The sequence below is a fragment of the Sanguibacter sp. 25GB23B1 genome, from assembly GCF_040012415.1.
Taxonomy (GTDB): domain Bacteria; phylum Actinomycetota; class Actinomycetes; order Actinomycetales; family Cellulomonadaceae; genus Sanguibacter.
Genome location: NZ_JBDYKL010000011.1, coordinates 68570 through 84876 on the forward strand (window position 1 = coordinate 68570; position 16307 = coordinate 84876).

The following is a 16307-nucleotide window of genomic DNA, read 5'->3' on the forward strand; positions in this document are numbered from 1 at the left end:
TCATTGCGAGTGACAAGACACACTGGGCAGATCGCCCGATCTGGTCCTCGTGATCGGCGCATTTGCTCACCAGTGGGCCATCCGGAGGGGTGGCGCCCTGTCCGCGCGACAGCACCGCCATGGCATCGAACCGTTTCGAGCGCTACTCTGTGCGCTACCCCGATCGAAGGACGACGACAGTGGCAGCCCAGGCAGACGACGAGGTCCAGCCCGTGACACCCCCCACCACTCCCGCGAACCGCGCCCGTGCACTCGTGGCACTGATGACGCTGGACGAGAAGCTCGCTCTCCTCCACCAGGTCAGCCCCGGAATCGAGCGGCTCGGGCTCGCACCCTTCCGCACCGGGACCGAGGCTCTCCACGGAGTCTCCTGGCTCGGGACAGCCACCGTCTTCCCCCAGCCGGTGGGACTCGCCGCGACGTGGGACGCCGAGCTCCTCGAGCGGGTCGGCGATGCCGTGGCGACCGAGGTGCGCGCCAAGCACGCCGCCGACCCCACCGTCAGCCTCAACGTCTGGGCACCGGTGGTGAACCCGCTGCGACACCCCCTGTGGGGACGCAACGAGGAAGGGTTCTCCGAAGACCCGTGCCTCACCGCACATCTGGCGGGTGCCTACGCGCTCGGCCTGCGCGGCCGTCACCCCGACGTCTGGAAGACGGTGCCCACGCTCAAGCACTTCCTCGCCTACAGCAACGAGGCCGACCGCTCCGTCACCTCGTCGCAGATGCGCCCACGCGTGCTCCACGAGTACGAGCTGCCCGCCTTCCGTGGCCCCGTCGAGGCAGGCGTCGTCGGCGCGGTCATGCCCTCGTACAACCTCGTCAACGGCCGTCCGAACCACGTCGCGAAAGAGCTCCTCGACGAGCTGCGCAGCTGGACGGACGAGTCCCTCCTCGTCGTCTCCGACGCCGCTGCGCCGACCAACCTCGTCGAGTCGGAGCGGTACTACGACTCCCACGTCACCTCCCACGCGGCCTCGCTGCTCGCCGGCGTGGACTCGTTCACCGACAACGACACGGACTCCGGCCCGACGATCGAACGGGTGCGGACAGCCCTCGAGCAGGGACTCGTCACGGAACGAGACATCGATACCGCCGTCCAGCGTCTCCTCCACGTCCGTGCCCTCACCGGCGAGCTCGACCGCGACAACGACCCCTACGCCAGCATCCCCGCCACCTCGCTCGACCTCCCCGAGCACCGGGCGCTCGCCCGCGAGGCGACCGCACGGGGAGTCGTCGTGCTGACCAACGACGGGATCCTGCCGCTCGTCGGCGACGACGGGCAGTCTCCCGCGTCGGTCGCGGTCGTCGGGCCGCTCGCCGAGCGCGTCCTGCACGACTGGTACTCGGGCACACCCCCGTACCTCCACGGTCTCGGCAGCGCTCTCGACGCACGTCTGGCCGGGACGGAGGTGACCGTCGTGGACGGTGCCGACCGGGTGGCCCTGCGGTCCTCGAGCACGGGCCGCTACCTCCGCGTCAGCCAGGGCGACGGGACCATGACCGCCGACTCCCCCGTGCCGGACGAGTCCGCGTGCTTCGACCTCACCGACTGGGGCGACGGGGTCGTCACCCTGCGCCACGTCCTGACCGGCGCTCTCGTCTCCGGACGCTCGTGGATCGTCCGGGCCGACGCGGAGCGGGTCGGCGGCTGGGTCGCCCAGGAGACCTTCCGGCTGCACCGGCACGACGACGCGACATGGTCGGTCAAGCACATCGGCTCGGGACGCTGGCTCCGTGTCCAGGCAGGCTCCGGGACGCTCGTCGCCGAGGCCGAGACCGCGCAGGACGCCGAGCGCTTCGACCTCAAGACCGTCGTCTCGGGCGAGGTGGCCGTCGCCGAGGCCGCCGCCGCCGCGCAGGCCGTCGTCGTCGCGGTCGGCAACGACCCGCACATCCTCGGCCGCGAGACCGAGGACCGCCCCGGCCTGGCCCTGCCCGCGAGAGCGCAGGCGCTGTGGCGCGCCGCACGCGAGGCGAACGACCGCGCGGTGCTCGCCGTCGTCTCCAGCTACCCCTACGCGCTCGGGGAGATCGCCGAGACAGCGGCTGCGGTCGTCTGGTCGAGCCATGCCGGCCAAGAGCTCGGTCCGGGGCTGACCGACGTCCTCGTCGGCGACGAGGAGCCGTACGGCCGCCTCGCGCAGACGTGGACGGCCGAGGACGCGCACCTCGCCGACATCCTCGACTACGACATCATCGCGAGCAGGTCCACGTACTGGTACAGCCCGCACGAGCCGCTCTTCGCCTTCGGTCACGGCCTGACGTACTCGACCGTCGAGTACGTCGGTGCCCGGCTCGCCGACGACGGGCGGGCCGTCACCGTGGACGTCTCGAACACCGGCGCGCGCACCGCGCACGAGCTCGTCCAGGTCTACTCCGCGGCCCCGGAGCACCGGCTTCCCGTGCCGCGGGTGCGGCTCGCCGGGCACGAACGGGTCACGCTCGCGCCCGGGGAGCGTCGCTCCGTCGAGGTCTCGGTCGACGAGGCTGCGCTGGCCGTCTGGGACGTCCGTACGCACACCCTGCGCGTCGAGCCCGGCGAGTACGAGCTCCGCGTCGGTCCGTCGAGCGGGGACCTGCCGCTCATGGTCCGCCGGACCGTGGCCGGGACGCCCGTCGGGGCGACAGCCGTGCTGGGCACGACCGTGCGCGCTGCCGACTTCGACGCCGCCAGGGGCCTTGTGCTCGCCGAGCGCACACGCGAGCGTGGCGACGCGATGGAGGTGGCCGCGGGCCGGAGTGCGGGGTGGCTCGAGCTCCGTGACCTCGACCTCTCCGGTGTGGGTGCTCTCGCCCTCACGGTCGCGCGGCGCGGACCGGGGCGCGCGACCGTGACGGTCAGCAGCGACGTGCTGGCGAGCGGCAGACACCCCGAGGTGTGCCAGGTCCCGCCCACCGACGGGCCCTACGACTGGCAGACCGTCACCGTACCGCTGACGGCCGACCCCGGAGCAGCCGGACTTCTCCGGATCACCCTCGGTGGTCCAGCGCGGCTCGCCGAGATCGTCTTCGGCTGACACTGCGGACTCGGCGGACCGTCAGGGCGCCGGCGGGACCGGGTCAGAACAGGCGTGAGTCCACGTCGTCGAAGCCGCGCATCGCGTCGTAGTCGAGGACGACGCAGGTGATCCCCCGGTCGGCGGCCAGGACGCGGGCCTGGGGCTTGATCTCCTGTGCGGCGAACACGCCGCGGACGGGTGTGAGGTGCGGGTCGCGGTTGAGCAGCTCGAGGTACCGCGTGAGCTGCTCGACGCCGTCGATGTCTCCGCGGCGCTTGATCTCGATCGCGACCGTGGCGCCGGTGCTGTCGCGCGCGAGGATGTCGACCGGTCCGATCGCGGTCGGGTACTCGCGCCGCACGAGCGTGTGCCCGGTCCCGAGCAGCTCGATCTGCTCGGCGAGCATCGCCTGGAGGTGGGCCTCGACGCCGTCCTTGATGAGGCCGGGATCGATGCCGAGCGCGTGCGACGAGTCGTGCAGCACGTCGTGGAGCTCGATCTCGAGCCGGTCGTCGCTCTTCGCGTGCTGGACCGCCCAGACCTGCGTCACGCCACGGGCTGCGGCCTCGTCGTCCGGTGCGGAGACCGCCATCGAGCACGGGGGGCTCATCCAGTTCAGCGGCTTGTACGATCCACCGTCCGAGTGCAGCAGGACGCTTCCGTCAGCCTTGACGACGAGGAGGCGGGTGGCGATCGGGAGGTGCGCGGACAGCCGACCGGTGTAGTGGGCAGAACAGCGGGCGACGACAAGACGCACGACGATCTCCTTGGGTTACGGGGTGACGCCTTGACGTCACACGACGGGATATCGCCGGTTGGGAGGCGCTGACTCGAGCCAGGACGAGAACCCGGCGTAGGCGCCGTCGGACATCGTGAGGTCGAAGGTCGCGTCGTCGCACCGGCAGCGGACGAGCCAGAGGTCCGGAGCCTCGGGATCAGTGATCTCGGAGCGGCTGATGACAGCGAGCTCCTCCCGGAGCCACTGGCGTTGCGGCCTGGGCCGGAGCGACCATGAGCGCCACCAGTCGAGGCGGTCGTCCTGGTAGACGGCGAATCCGGCCTGCCATCCGGTGCAGACGTCCAGGCCGGCACCACGCCAGGCAGACTCGAACGACCCCGGCTGCCCGGACACAGCACGAAGTCGTGAGAATCCCCACGCGGCGAGCGCGAGGACTGCGACGAGCAGTCCCACCACGCACCAGAGGAGGATTCTCACGACTTCGTCAGGACAGCGACCGGACCGTCAGTGGGACGCGCGACCGCGCGGAGCGGACGCCATCTCGACCGAGTCGGCGACGATCGTCACGGTGTCCGAGTCGACGGAGAGGAAACCTCCCGTGATGGACGCCGCGACGTTCGCACCGTCGGCCGAGGTGATGCGCACGTGACCGGCACGCAGGACCGCGAGCAGCGGTGTGTGCCCCGCGAGGATGCCGATCTCGCCGTCGGCGGCCGGAGCGCTGACCTGCCGTGCTGGTCCGGACCAGACCTTGCGGTCTGCTGCCACGAGGTCGACCTCGAGCTGTGCCACGTGTGTTCTCCTTCAGATCTCGGTGCTGGAGCGGGAGGGGACGGACGTCTGGATCAGACGCCGTACTCCTTCTGGATCCGCGCCCAGTTGCGCTCGAGGTCCTCGAGGCCACCGATGTTGAAGAACGCCTGCTCGGCCATGTGGTCGAACTCTCCGTCAGCGATCTTCGAGAAGGCCTCGATCGTCTCGGACATCGGGACGGTCGAGCCGGCGACGCCCGTGAACTGCTCGGCCATGTACGTGTTCTGCGAGAGGAACTGCTGGATGCGGCGGGCGCGCGACACGACCGTCTTGTCCTCTTCGGAGAGCTCGTCGACACCGAGGATCGCGATGATGTCCTGCAGCTCCTTGTTGCGCTGGAGGATCTGCTTGACGCGGGTCGCCGTGTCGTAGTGCGCCTGGCCCACGTAGCGGGGGTCGAGGATGCGCGAGGACGACGCGAGCGGGTCGACGGCCGGGTACAGACCACGCGACGCGATCTCGCGGGAGAGCTCCGTCGTCGCGTCGAGGTGCGCGAACGTCGTCGCCGGTGCGGGGTCGGTGTAGTCGTCCGCCGGCACGTAGATCGCCTGGAGCGACGTGATGGAGTGACCACGCGTCGAGGTGATGCGCTCCTGGAGCTGGCCCATCTCGTCGGCAAGGTTCGGCTGGTAGCCGACAGCCGAAGGCATGCGCCCGAGCAGCGTCGAGACCTCTGAACCGGCCTGCGTGAAGCGGAAGATGTTGTCGATGAAGAGGAGGACGTCCTGCTTCTGCACGTCGCGGAAGTACTCGGCCATGGTGAGGGCCGAGAGCGCGACGCGAAGACGCGTGCCTGGCGGCTCGTCCATCTGGCCGAAGACGAGGGCCGTCTGCTTGATGACGCCGGACTCGGTCATCTCTTCGATGAGGTCGTTGCCCTCTCGGGTGCGCTCGCCCACGCCCGCGAACACGGAGACACCGTTGTGGTTGTTCGCCACGCGGTAGATCATCTCCTGGATGAGGACGGTCTTGCCGACGCCCGCTCCACCGAAGAGGCCGATCTTCCCACCCTGCACGTACGGGGTGAGGAGGTCGATGACCTTGATGCCGGTCTCGAACATCGTCGTCTTCGACTCGAGCTGGTCGAAGGCCGGCGGCTTGCGGTGGATCGGCCAGCGCTCGGTGATCTCGATCTTCTCGCCGGGCTTGGCGTTGAGGATCTCGCCGGTCACGTCGAAGACGTGGCCCTTGGTCACGTCGCCGACGGGCACGCTGATGGGCTCACCCGTGTCGGTCACGACGGCACCGCGGACGAGGCCGTCCGTGGGCTTGAGGGCGATCGCGCGGATGAGGGAGTCGCCCAGGTGCTGGGCGACCTCGAGCGTCAGCACGAAGGCCTTCTCGGACTCGCCCTGTGCGGAGAGGTCGATCTCCACGGTCAGTGCGTTGTACATCTCGGGGATGGCATCGGCCGGGAACTCGATGTCCACGACGGGACCGATGACGCGGGCAACGCGGCCCACGCCCGGCCCAGCCTTGGAGTCGACCGGAGCTTCGACGGTGGCGGTCATGACTGGCCTCGCTTCGCTGGGCCGGAGCGAGCTCCGGCGGGGTCTGTGCTGGGTGTGCGTGCTGTGGTCATCATGTCTCCATCACGACGCGGCGAGCGCGTCGGCGCCGGACACGATCTCGCTGATCTCCTGCGTGATCTCGCCCTGGCGCGCCTGGTTGGCGAGCCGTGTGTAGAGACGGATGAGGTCTTCGGCGTTGTCTGTCGCCGTGTGCATGGCTCGCTGACGGGAGGCGAGCTCGGATGCTGCCGCCTGGAGGAGGCAGCTGTAGATCCTGCTGCGCACGTAGCGTGGCAGGAGGGAGTCGAGCACCGAGTCGGGTGACGGCTCGAAGTCGTAGAGCGGGAGCGCCTGCGCAGCCTCGGCCGGCGCCACCCCGTCGACGACCTCGAGGGGAAGCATCCGGATGACGCGAGGACGCTGCGTGACCATGTTGACGAACTGCATGTAGACGATGTGCAGCTCGCCGACACCGTCGACGGGGTCGGCGAGGAAAGCCTCGAGGAGAGTGTCGGCGATGTCCTCCGCCGTCTCGGGAGTAGGCGAGTCGGACGCGCCCGTCCACGACCGGGCGATGGGTCGCCCGCGGAACTGGTAGTACGCCAGCGCACGCCGACCGCTCACGTAGAGGTCGATCTCCTTGCCCTGCTCGGTCAGTCGCTCGATGAGGCGCTCCGCCTCACGGATCGCGCTCGCCGAGTACGCCCCGGCCATCCCGCGGTCCGACGCCACGAGAAGCACCGCGACGCGACGCGCCCCAGGCCGCTCAGACGTCAACGGGTGGTTGACGTCCGTGTGCGTCGCCACGGCCGAGACGGCGCGCGTGATCGCGTCCGCGTACGGCTCGGACGCCGTCACTCGAGCACGCGCCTTGCCGATGCGCGACGCAGCGATGAGCTCCTGCGCGCGGAACATCTTCTTCAGCGACTGTGTCGACTTGATCCGCGCCTTGTAGACGCGCTGGTTGCCGGCCATCCGTCAGGCCTTCTTCTGTCGGACGATCTGCTCCTGCTCGACCGGAGCGGCGTCGCTGTCGTCCTCGTCGTCCCCGCCGACGAGCGGCGAGCCGTCGAACTTGAGGAAGCCGTTGCGGAAGTCCTCGACCGCAGCCGTGAGGGCCGCTTCGGTCTCGTCCTCGAGCTTGCCCGACGACGCGATGGTCGAGAGGACCTCGGTGTTGCGGCGCAGGTGGTCGAGGAGCTCGGTCTCGAAACGACGGACGTCCTCGACGGGAACGTCGTCGAGCTTGCCCTTGGTCCCGGCCCAGATGGATGCGACCTGGTCCTCGATCGGGTACGGCGAGTACTGCGGCTGCTTGAGCAGCTCGAGCAGGCGCGCACCGCGGTTGAGCTGGGCACGCGAGGCCGCGTCGAGGTCGGATGCGAACATCGCGAACGCCTCGAGGGAGCGGAACTGCGCGAGGTCGAGCTTGAGCGTGCCCGAGACCTTCTTCATGGCCTTGATCTGTGCCGAGCCACCGACGCGCGACACCGAGATGCCGACGTCGACCGCGGGGCGCTGGTCGGCGTTGAAGAGGTCCGACTGCAGGAAGATCTGACCGTCGGTGATCGAGATGACGTTCGTCGGGATGTACGCCGAGACGTCGTTCGCCTTGGTCTCGATGACCGGCAGACCGGTCATCGAGCCTGCGCCGAGCGCGTCGGACAGCTTTGCACAACGCTCGAGCAGACGGGAGTGCAGGTAGAAGACGTCACCGGGGTACGCCTCGCGGCCCGGCGGGCGCCGGAGCAGGAGCGACACGGCTCGGTACGCCTCGGCCTGCTTCGACAGGTCGTCGAAGACGATGAGGACGTGCTTGCCCTCGTACATCCAGTGCTGGCCGATGGCCGAACCGGTGTAGGGGGCGAGGTACTTGAAGCCGGCGGGGTCGGACGCGGGTGCCGCGACGATCGTCGTGTACTCCAGCGCGCCGGCCTCTTCGAGCGCGCCGCGCACTGCGGCGATCGTCGAGCCCTTCTGGCCGATGGCGACGTAGATGCAGCGCACCTGCTTCGTCGTGTCCCCGGTCTCCCAGTTCGCCTTCTGGTTGATGATCGTGTCGATCGCGATCGCGGTCTTGCCCGTCTGGCGGTCACCGATGATCAGCTGGCGCTGTCCTCGACCGATCGGGATCATCGCGTCGATCGCCTTGAGACCGGTCTGGAGAGGCTCGTGGACCGACTTGCGGTCCATGACGCCAGGAGCCTGGAGCTCCAGGGCCCGGCGACCCGTCGTGGCGATCTCGCCGAGACCGTCGATCGGGGTCCCGAGCGGGTCCACGACACGTCCGAGGTAGCCGTCACCCACGGCGACGGAAAGCACCTCGCCCGTCCGGCGGACGACCTGGCCCTCGTCGATCCCGGTGAACTCACCGAGGATGACGACACCGATCTGTCGCACGTCGAGGTTCAGCGCGAGGCCGAGCGTGCCATCCTCGAATCGAAGCAGCTCGTTGGCCATTGCTCCCGGAAGACCCTCGACCTGAGCGATGCCGTCACCGGCCAGCACAACGCGGCCGACCTCTTCTGTGACGACGGACTCAGGGGTGTAGGACTTCACGAAGCTGTCCAGCGCAGCCCGAATCTCCTCGGGCCGGATCGTCAGCTCAGCCATTGCTCTTCTCCTGTCGTGGCCGCATGTGCGGTCGTACTTGCATGTCTGTTGTGCCGAGGGGGTCGGCCGTGCATCAGGTGCGTGATCATCCGGCCAGCTGGCGACGCGCGTCGGCGAGACGTGCGAGGACCGTCGAGTCGAGGACGTCCGAGCCGACCAGCACACGCAGTCCGCCCACGACGGCCGGGTCGACCGTCACGTTGAGCTGGATCTGGGTCCCGTACGACTCCGCGAGGAGCCGGCCGAGCCGGGCCTCCTGCTCGGCGGTGAGCTCTGCACCCACCGTGACGGCGGCGACGATCTTGTTGCGGCGTGCCGCGGCGATGTCGCCGACACGGACCAGCGCCGGGACGAACCGCTCGCCGCGAGGCTTGGCGGTCGCACGGCGGCAGACGGCGAGCGTGACGGAGTCAGCCTTCCCGACAAGGAGGTCGTCGACGAGCGCAATCCGGCGAGCGGGGTCGGTCGAGGCGTCGGACAGAGCCCGGCGCACCTCCCGCTGCCCCACGAGACCACGAGTGATCTGGAAGAGCTCGTCCTCGACAGTCTCGAGGACCCCTCGGGCCTGCGCCGAGGCGAGATACGCGTCGATCGCGAGATGGTCGATCGCGTCCACCAGGTCACGCTCGGACGACCAGCGCGACCGCGCGACGCCCTCGAGGAGCTCGACGGTCCGGGAGTCGAAGCCGCGGGAGAGGAGCGACCGGACGAGTCCGGCCTTGTCATCCGCGGGACGCGACGGGTCTGCGAGGGACCTGCGGAGAGGTCCGGAGCCGTCGAGGGCGTCGACGACCGTGAACAACTCGTCACCCACGACGTGCGCCTTCTCGCCCGCGGACGCGAGGATCGGCTCGAGCCGCTCCCGTGCCTCGGACAACGACGCCAGGCTGGTCCCGCGCATCAGTTCCCCTTTGCTGCTGTGCTGACGGCAGACGCCTCGAGCTCGTCGAGGAACCGGTCGACCACACGAGACTGCCGAGCGGCGTCCTCGAGGGACTCGCCGACGATCTTGGAGGCCAGCTCGGTCGCAAGGGTCCCGACGTCGTTGCGGAGCGAGACGGCCGCCTGCTGGCGCTCGGCCTCGATCTGACGCTGGGCGGTCTCGAAGATCCGCGCAGACTCCTCGGACGCCTTGGTGCGAGCCTCGGCGACGATCTGACCGGCCTCGGTGCGGGCGTCCTCGCGGATCCGCGCAGCCTCGGTGCGGGCGTCCCGCAGCTGAGCCTTGTACTCGACCAGGAGCGCCTCGGCCTCGGCCTGCGTGGCCTCGGCCTTGTTGAGCCCGCCCTCGATCTTCGCGGTGCGCTCGTCGAGGATCTCCGTGAACCTCGGGAGAACCATCTTGTAGAACATCCACGCGATCGGGATCAGGACGACAGCCGACCAGATGATGTCGTACGACGCGGGAAGGAACAGATCGATACCCTTGACCTCTTCGTCCCCGGCCGCTGCCAGGATCGCCCCGGCTGCTTCCAGGGTTGACATCAGGCGGTGAAGAGGAAGCCGGCGACGATGCCCAGCAGAGCGAGGAGCTCGACGAAGGCAACACCGATGAACATCGTGGTGCGGAGCTGGCCGGCAACCTCAGGCTGGCGTGCCATTCCCTCGACGGTCTTGCCGATGAGGATTCCGAGGCCGATGCCCGGGCCGAGCGTTCCGAGGCCGTAACCGACCGTCGCGATGTTTCCGGTGAGCTCGGCGAGCGTCGTGGTGGTGTCCACTGGGGTGATCCTTCCGTTGGGCGCCCCGTCGGGGCGTCGTGTGGGCCGTAGTAAGTGGGTGTCGTGCGAGATGGGACGCGGTGAGGTGCAGGAGAGGCCTGAGCCTCAGTGCTCCTCCTCCACGGACATCGAGATGTAGACCGCAGCGAGCAGCGTGAAGACGTACGCCTGCAGTGCGGCGACGAGAAGCTCGAACAGCGTGAACCCGAGCCCCGCGGCGAGCGACACGATGCCCATCGCCTTGAGCGCGCCTGCTGCCTCGAAGAAGAAGAAGTGCGTCGCGCCGAAGCAGAGGACGAGCAGGAGGTGTCCGGCGATCATGTTGGCGGTGAGTCGCAGCGCGAGCGTCGCGGGCCGGAACACGAACACCTGGAGGATCTCGATCGGCGTGATGAGGAAGTAGAGGAACCACGGCACGCCGGGCGGGAACAGGCTGGTCTTGAGGTAGCCCCCCAGCCCGAACTTCTTGATCCCCGACGCCAGGTAGACGACGTACACCCAGAGGGCCAGGAGGATCGGCAGGCCGAACAGCGACGTGCCGGCGATGTTGAGGAGCGGGATGATGCCCGTGAGGTTGAAGGCCAGGATGGCGAAGAAGATCGTCGTGAGCATCGCGACGTACTTTCGCGAGTTGTGCCCGAGGATCTCGTCCGCGATGTTCACGCGGACGAAGTCGAGGGCCATCTCTGCGACGTTCTGCGATCGTCCAGGCACGAGCTTCGCGCGCCGTGCGGCGATCACGAAGAGCCAGATGAGGACCACGGCCGCGATGACGCGGACGAGCATGATCCTGTTGAACTCGAAGATCGTCCCGTCGAAGAAGATCGCGCTCGGGAAGAACTCGGTGATCGATGGCGGGTGGAACTCTCCGCCCTCAGCAGAGGCGGTGAACTGCGTCAACGTCGCTAGGGTGGACAGAACAAACTCCTGGTCGTCGTGGTCTGGTGGCGGCTGCTGCATCGCGCGCTCGCCGGAGGCGGACCTGTGCGTCTTGGATCGCTTGAATCCTAACCCATGGAGGCCGTCCTTCCGACCCGGTCCCATGAACGGACGCCGCCCATGAGCACGACCCCGATCTCGTCGACCTCGTCGGCACGGCGTCCCGGCCGATCACGCCTGCGGGGTCGTGTAGGGCTCCCTGCCCTTGATGACCGAGTACATGTCGAGCGCCGCCGAGCCGACGACACCGACGAGCACCACGACCGCGAAGATCACGCGGTGGAAGAAGTCCATCTGACCCACCGTCGCGAGGATGGCGACGAGCACGACCATCTTGCCGATCCATGCCCCGAGGATGACCGCCATCGTCGTGCTCGGGCTCTTGTCCGCGGTGTACATCATCGACAGGATCGTCGTCCCGGAGAAGAGGAGGGTGATCGCCACACCGAGCATCGCTCCCCAGACACCGGGAAGACCGGCGACGAGCGCACCGATCCCGACGCCGAGGACCACGAGGACCACTAGCAGCGCGAGCGTCGCTCGGAGCGCTGCCTGGAAGATCTCCGCGGTCACGTGCGAGGGGACGACCGGGATCGGGGCGTCCGTCCCGTCGGGCTCGGAGCCCGAGCCGGGCCGCGGTGTCGGAGAAGGGTCGGGAAGCGTCATGAGGTGGGTCCTTCGAGATGTGCGGTGCGACGCGCTGCGCGGCCGCGCAACGGTCCGAGCGTCAGGGCGACAGAGACGACGACGACGATGCAGAGCCCTCCGACGACGGTGCGCCACGGCACGGTCACGAGGGCCGCTGCGCCGAACGCGAAGACGGCGCTCCAGAGATACATGATGATCACGGCCCGGGGGTGCGAGTGGCCGAGCTCGAGCAGCCGGTGGTGCAGGTGCATCCGGTCCGGGTGGAAGGGCGACTTGCCGGCGAGCATCCGCCGGACCACGGCGAGCACCATGTCGAGCAGCGGCAGCAGCAGGACCGCCATCGGCAGGAGGATCGGGATGAACGCCGGCACGCTCTGACCGTTCGACGCCCGCTCGGGGTCGATCTGGCCGGTGACGACGATCGAGGCCGCCGCGATGGTCAGCCCGATGAGCATCGAGCCGGAGTCCCCCATGAAGATCCGCGCCGGGTGGAAGTTGTGCGGCAGAAAACCGAGGCACGCCCCGACGAGCGCCGAGATGACGACGGTCGCGAGGTTGGAGTAGTCGGTGGGGCTGGCGTCCTGGGTGAGGAGGTAGGTGTAGACGAAGAACCCTCCCCCGCCGATCGCGATCATCCCGGCGGCGAGCCCGTCGAGACCGTCGACGAAGTTCACCGCGTTCATGGCGACGACGACGACGAGGACGGTGGCGAAGAGCGACAGCCGGCTCGAGCCGATCGTCAGCCCTCCGACGGGGATGGTGATGAGCTGGACCCCCTGGACGGCCATGAACCCCGCCGCGAGCACCTGACCGACGAGCTTGGTCATCCAGTCGAGGTCCCAGATGTCGTCGGCCACACCGAGCAGGCACACCATCGCACCAGCACCGAGGATCACCCACGCGTCGTTCGACGACTCGAACACCCCTTCGAGGAACGGCATCTGCGACGCCAGGACGAACGCCGTGGCGATCCCGAGGAGCATCGCGACGCCACCGAGACGGGGGGTCGGGATGGTATGGACGTCGCGCGCACGGACGGCCGTGACGGCGCGGGTCCGGACGGCGAGCCACCGGGCGAACGGGGTGAGGAGGAACGTGACGGCACCCGCCACGAGCATGACGAGAAGATAGACCCTCACCGGGGGTCGTCCTCGACCTCGGGGACCACGGACGTCTCGGGAGCGGCGGGCGTCTCAGGAGCGGAGCTCGTCTCGGACGCCGTCGTGTGGTCGCTCTCGCCGGGTACGGGCTCGGCAGCGAGAGGCTCGACCGGAGCGACGGAGCGGAGCTCGTCGAGACTCAGGGCACCCTCGCGCACGATGCGCAGGACCTCGCCCGTGGCGTCGACGATCGTCGATGCGACGCCACCGGGTGCCATGCCGCTGTCGAGGTAGACCTGCACGGAGTCACCGAGCTGGGTGTGGGCCTCGGTCGCGGTGAGTGCCGCGCGCTGACCTGTGCGGTTGGCGCTCGAGACGGCCATCGGCCCCGTGCGCGTCAGGAGCGCGATCGCTGCGGGGTGGTCCGGCATGCGCAGCGCGACCGTGCCGTGCGTCTCGCCGAGGTCCCAGGCGAGAGACGGCTGTGCGCGGAGGATGATCGTCAGCGCGCCGGGCCAGAAGCGCTCGGCCAGCGCACGGGCCGGTTCAGGCACGTCGGTCGCCAGGCCGTCGAGGGTCGCGACGGACCCGACGAGGACGGGTGGCGGCATCTGTCGACCGCGACCCTTGGCCGCGAGGAGCGCCGTGACCGCCTCCGGGGAGAAGGCGTCGGCACCGATGCCGTAGACCGTGTCGGTCGGCAGCACGACGAGGCCTCCACGCTGGACGACGTGGACTGCTTCGTCGATGGCGGTGCCCCACTCGGACGCGTCGTGGGCTGGGCGGATGCTCGACGTACTCACGACCGAGAGTCTTCCATGCTCCGGGCCGCTCCCGCGCGCACGCTCTCGCTCCGGCGGGCGACCACCATGCGCGGTCGGTCGCTGAGGTCGTCCGCCGTCGTCGCGGGGTCGAACGCTCGGAGGTCGTCGACCATCGCGCGTGCTGCGGCTGCCTGGACCTCGGCGTGCTCCATGACGAAGAGCCCGCCCGGGCGCAGGAGCCGGGCGGCGGCGGCGGCGATGCCGCGAGGCACCTCCAGCCCGTCGGCTCCCAGCCCGTAGAGCGCGACGTCAGGATCGTGGTGGGCGACCTCGGGATCCTTCGGGACGGCACCCGGCGGGACGTACGGCGGGTTGCTGACGACCACGTCGCAGAGCCCGTCGAGCGGGCTGAGCGCACGCCGTGCGTCGCCCCGGACGAGCGTCAGCCGCGGAGGGACGTCCTGGAGGCCGAGGACCTCCTCGACGTTGCGCTGCGCCCAGCCGAAGGCCGCTGCGTCGAGCTCGACCGCGTGGACGGTGCTCCGCGGCACCTCGGTCGCGACCGCGAGGGCGATCGCCCCGGAGCCGGTGCACAGGTCGACCACGAGCACCGGGCCCGTGCGGGCGAGCACCGCGCGCGCCTCGTCGACGGCGAGCTGCGCGACCGTCTCCGTCTCCGGCCGGGGCACGAAGACGCCGGGGCCGACCGCGAGCTCGAGGTGACGGAACGGTGCACGTCCGACGAGGTGCTGGAGCGGTTCGCGATCGGCCCGCCGGGCGACGAGCGCCTCGAAAGCGTCCTCGACCCCGGGTCCGTCGAGCGTCCGACCGAGGACCGCTGCGGTGGCGATCTCGTTGCGGGAGAGCCCTGCAGCGTGCGCGAGGAGGAGCTCGGCGTCGGTGCGCGGGCTGTCGACGCCCGCGGCCACGAGCCGGTCGGCGGCAGACCGAACGAGGTGCGCGACGTCGCGTGCCACGCCCGTCAGCTCCCGGCTGCGGCGAGTCGGGCGGCTTCGTCCTTGTCGATCGCGGACCGCACCACCGGCTCGAGGTCGCCGTCGAGCACCTGGTCGAGGTTGTACGACTTGTAGCCGGTGCGGTGGTCGGCGATCCGGTTCTCCGGGTAGTTGTACGTCCGGATGCGCTCGGAGCGGTCGACGGTCCGGACCTGCGAGCGGCGGATGTCGTTGGCGGCCGCCGCCTCCTCTTCCTGGCGTGCAGCGAGGAGCCGCGCGCGCAGGACACGCATGGCCTGCTCCTTGTTCTGCAGCTGGGACTTCTCGTTCTGCATCGACACGACGATCCCTGACGGGACGTGCGTGATGCGGACGGCGGAGTCGGTCGTGTTGACGGACTGCCCGCCGGGACCGGACGACCGGTAGACGTCGATCCGCAGGTCGTTCTGGTCGATCTCGAGCTCGCCCGCGTCTTCCACCTCGGGGAAGACGAGGACGCCGGCCGCCGACGTGTGGATCCGCCCCTGCGACTCGGTGGCCGGGACCCGCTGGACGCGGTGGACGCCGCCCTCGTACTTGAGGTTCGCCCACGCGCCGTCCTCGGGCGCGACGGTCCCCTTGGCCTTGACGGCGACCTGGACGTCCTTGTACCCGCCGAGGTCCGACTCGGTCGCCTCGATGATCTCCGTCTTCCAGCCGCGCCTCTCCGCGTACCGCAGGTACATGCGCAGGAGGTCACCGGCGAAGAGCGCCGACTCCTCGCCGCCCTCTCCTGCCTTGATCTCGAGGATGACGTCACGTCCGTCGTCGGGGTCGCGCGGGACGAGCACGCGGCGGAGCTTCTCCGTCGCGACGTCGGCGGTCTCCTGGAGCGCAGGGAGCTCAGCGGCGAAGGAGGCGTCCTCGGTCGCGAGCTCGCGTGCTGCGTCGGCGTCGTCCGAGGCGGTCCGCCAGCTCCGGTAGGCCGCGACGACCTGACCGAGCTCGGCATACCGTCGCCCGAGCGTGCGTGCCCGGCCGGCGTCGGCGTGGATCGCGGGGTCGGCGAGCTGACCCTCGATCTCCGCGTGCTCGGCCAGGAGCGGCTCGACAACCGCGAAAGACTCGCTCATGTGTGTCTGTTCCTCGACTCGTCTGTTCTTCGGTCGTGACGTCCCTGGAAACACGACAGCGCCGGCGGGACGATCACCGACTGCCCCTGGAGAGGTTGTCGGCGGTCGTCCCACCGGCGCTGTGGAGGTGCTACTCGCCCGCGGGCTTCTTGCCGTAGCGCGCCTCGAAGCGGGCGACGCGGCCACCCGTGTCGAGGATCTTCTGCTTGCCCGTGTAGAACGGGTGGCAGGCGGAGCAGACGTCGGAGGCGATCGTTCCGGAAGTCTGGGTGGAGCGCGTCGTGAACGTGTTCCCGCAGGTGCAGGTGACCACGGTGTCGACGTACTCGGGGTGGATATCGGCCTTCATGGGTATATCTCCTAGTGACGATGCCGCTGGGTCGGGGACA

17 protein-coding genes are annotated in these 16307 nt (G+C 69.4%); 1 reads left to right on the forward strand and 16 read right to left on the reverse strand.

Going from position 1 to position 16307, the window contains the following annotated elements; genetic code table 11:
• Positions 1-179: 179 nt before the first annotated feature.
• On the forward strand, positions 180-3020 hold the full coding sequence (locus tag ABKW26_RS08595) for a glycoside hydrolase family 3 N-terminal domain-containing protein (protein ID WP_348592706.1): 2841 nt from the start codon (positions 180-182) through the stop codon (positions 3018-3020).
• A 43-nt stretch (positions 3021-3063) separates the two neighbouring features.
• Here the strand turns inward: ABKW26_RS08595 and nucS are convergent, their stop codons facing one another.
• The 16 genes from nucS to rpmE form a co-directional block, all read right to left on the reverse strand.
• On the reverse strand, positions 3064-3759 hold the full coding sequence (gene nucS, locus ABKW26_RS08600; protein ID WP_348592708.1) for an endonuclease NucS: 696 nt from the start codon (positions 3757-3759) through the stop codon (positions 3064-3066).
• Between the two features lie 36 nt (positions 3760-3795).
• Positions 3796-4218 (reverse strand): DUF2550 domain-containing protein, encoded by a 423-nt coding sequence (locus ABKW26_RS08605; RefSeq protein ID WP_348592710.1) that lies wholly within the window; start codon positions 4216-4218, stop codon positions 3796-3798.
• 27 nt (positions 4219-4245) lie between these two features.
• Positions 4246-4533 (reverse strand): F0F1 ATP synthase subunit epsilon, encoded by a 288-nt coding sequence (locus tag ABKW26_RS08610; protein ID WP_348592712.1) that lies wholly within the window; start codon positions 4531-4533, stop codon positions 4246-4248.
• Positions 4534-4586: 53 nt separating this feature from the next.
• On the reverse strand, positions 4587-6065 hold the full coding sequence (atpD, locus tag ABKW26_RS08615; protein ID WP_348592714.1) for a F0F1 ATP synthase subunit beta: 1479 nt from the start codon (positions 6063-6065) through the stop codon (positions 4587-4589).
• Between the two features lie 81 nt (positions 6066-6146).
• A complete protein-coding gene (locus ABKW26_RS08620) occupies positions 6147-7040 on the reverse strand; it encodes a F0F1 ATP synthase subunit gamma (RefSeq protein ID WP_348592716.1) in 894 nt (297 codons plus the stop codon).
• Positions 7041-7043: 3 nt separating this feature from the next.
• The gene (atpA, locus tag ABKW26_RS08625; protein WP_348592718.1) at positions 7044-8678 is read right to left on the reverse strand and encodes a F0F1 ATP synthase subunit alpha; all 1635 of its coding nucleotides are present in this window, start codon (positions 8676-8678) and stop codon (positions 7044-7046) included.
• Between the two features lie 85 nt (positions 8679-8763).
• Entirely contained in the window at positions 8764-9579 is an 816-nt protein-coding gene (locus ABKW26_RS08630; protein ID WP_348592720.1) for a F0F1 ATP synthase subunit delta, read from the reverse strand.
• Positions 9579-10163, reverse strand: coding sequence for a F0F1 ATP synthase subunit B (locus ABKW26_RS08635; RefSeq protein WP_348592722.1), 585 nt, complete (start codon positions 10161-10163; stop codon positions 9579-9581). The genes ABKW26_RS08630 and ABKW26_RS08635 overlap by 1 nt, the downstream gene beginning before the upstream one ends.
• Positions 10163-10399, reverse strand: coding sequence for a F0F1 ATP synthase subunit C (gene atpE / locus ABKW26_RS08640; protein ID WP_307844257.1), 237 nt, complete (start codon positions 10397-10399; stop codon positions 10163-10165). The genes ABKW26_RS08635 and atpE overlap by 1 nt, the downstream gene beginning before the upstream one ends.
• A 105-nt stretch (positions 10400-10504) precedes the next feature.
• Positions 10505-11359, reverse strand: coding sequence for a F0F1 ATP synthase subunit A (atpB, locus tag ABKW26_RS08645; RefSeq protein ID WP_348592724.1), 855 nt, complete (start codon positions 11357-11359; stop codon positions 10505-10507).
• Positions 11360-11509: 150 nt separating this feature from the next.
• A complete protein-coding gene (locus tag ABKW26_RS08650) occupies positions 11510-12004 on the reverse strand; it encodes a hypothetical protein (protein ID WP_348592726.1) in 495 nt (164 codons plus the stop codon).
• Positions 12001-13125 carry an MraY family glycosyltransferase gene (locus ABKW26_RS08655; RefSeq protein WP_348592728.1) on the reverse strand — a complete coding sequence of 375 codons (1125 nt, stop codon included), beginning with the start codon at positions 13123-13125 and terminating at the stop codon, positions 12001-12003. Before ABKW26_RS08655 ends, ABKW26_RS08650 begins: the two co-directional genes overlap by 4 nt.
• Positions 13122-13889: an L-threonylcarbamoyladenylate synthase gene (locus ABKW26_RS08660; protein WP_348592730.1), complete on the reverse strand. Its 768-nt coding sequence runs from the start codon at positions 13887-13889 to the stop codon at positions 13122-13124. The genes ABKW26_RS08655 and ABKW26_RS08660 overlap by 4 nt, the downstream gene beginning before the upstream one ends.
• Complete coding sequence (gene prmC, locus ABKW26_RS08665; RefSeq protein ID WP_348592732.1) at positions 13886-14827, reverse strand: peptide chain release factor N(5)-glutamine methyltransferase; 942 nt, start codon at positions 14825-14827, stop codon at positions 13886-13888. Before prmC ends, ABKW26_RS08660 begins: the two co-directional genes overlap by 4 nt.
• 5 nt (positions 14828-14832) lie before the next feature.
• On the reverse strand, positions 14833-15918 hold the full coding sequence (gene prfA / locus ABKW26_RS08670) for a peptide chain release factor 1 (RefSeq protein ID WP_348592734.1): 1086 nt from the start codon (positions 15916-15918) through the stop codon (positions 14833-14835).
• 130 nt (positions 15919-16048) lie between these two features.
• On the reverse strand, positions 16049-16267 hold the full coding sequence (gene rpmE / locus ABKW26_RS08675; protein ID WP_348592736.1) for a 50S ribosomal protein L31: 219 nt from the start codon (positions 16265-16267) through the stop codon (positions 16049-16051).
• Positions 16268-16307: the final 40 nt, after the last annotated feature.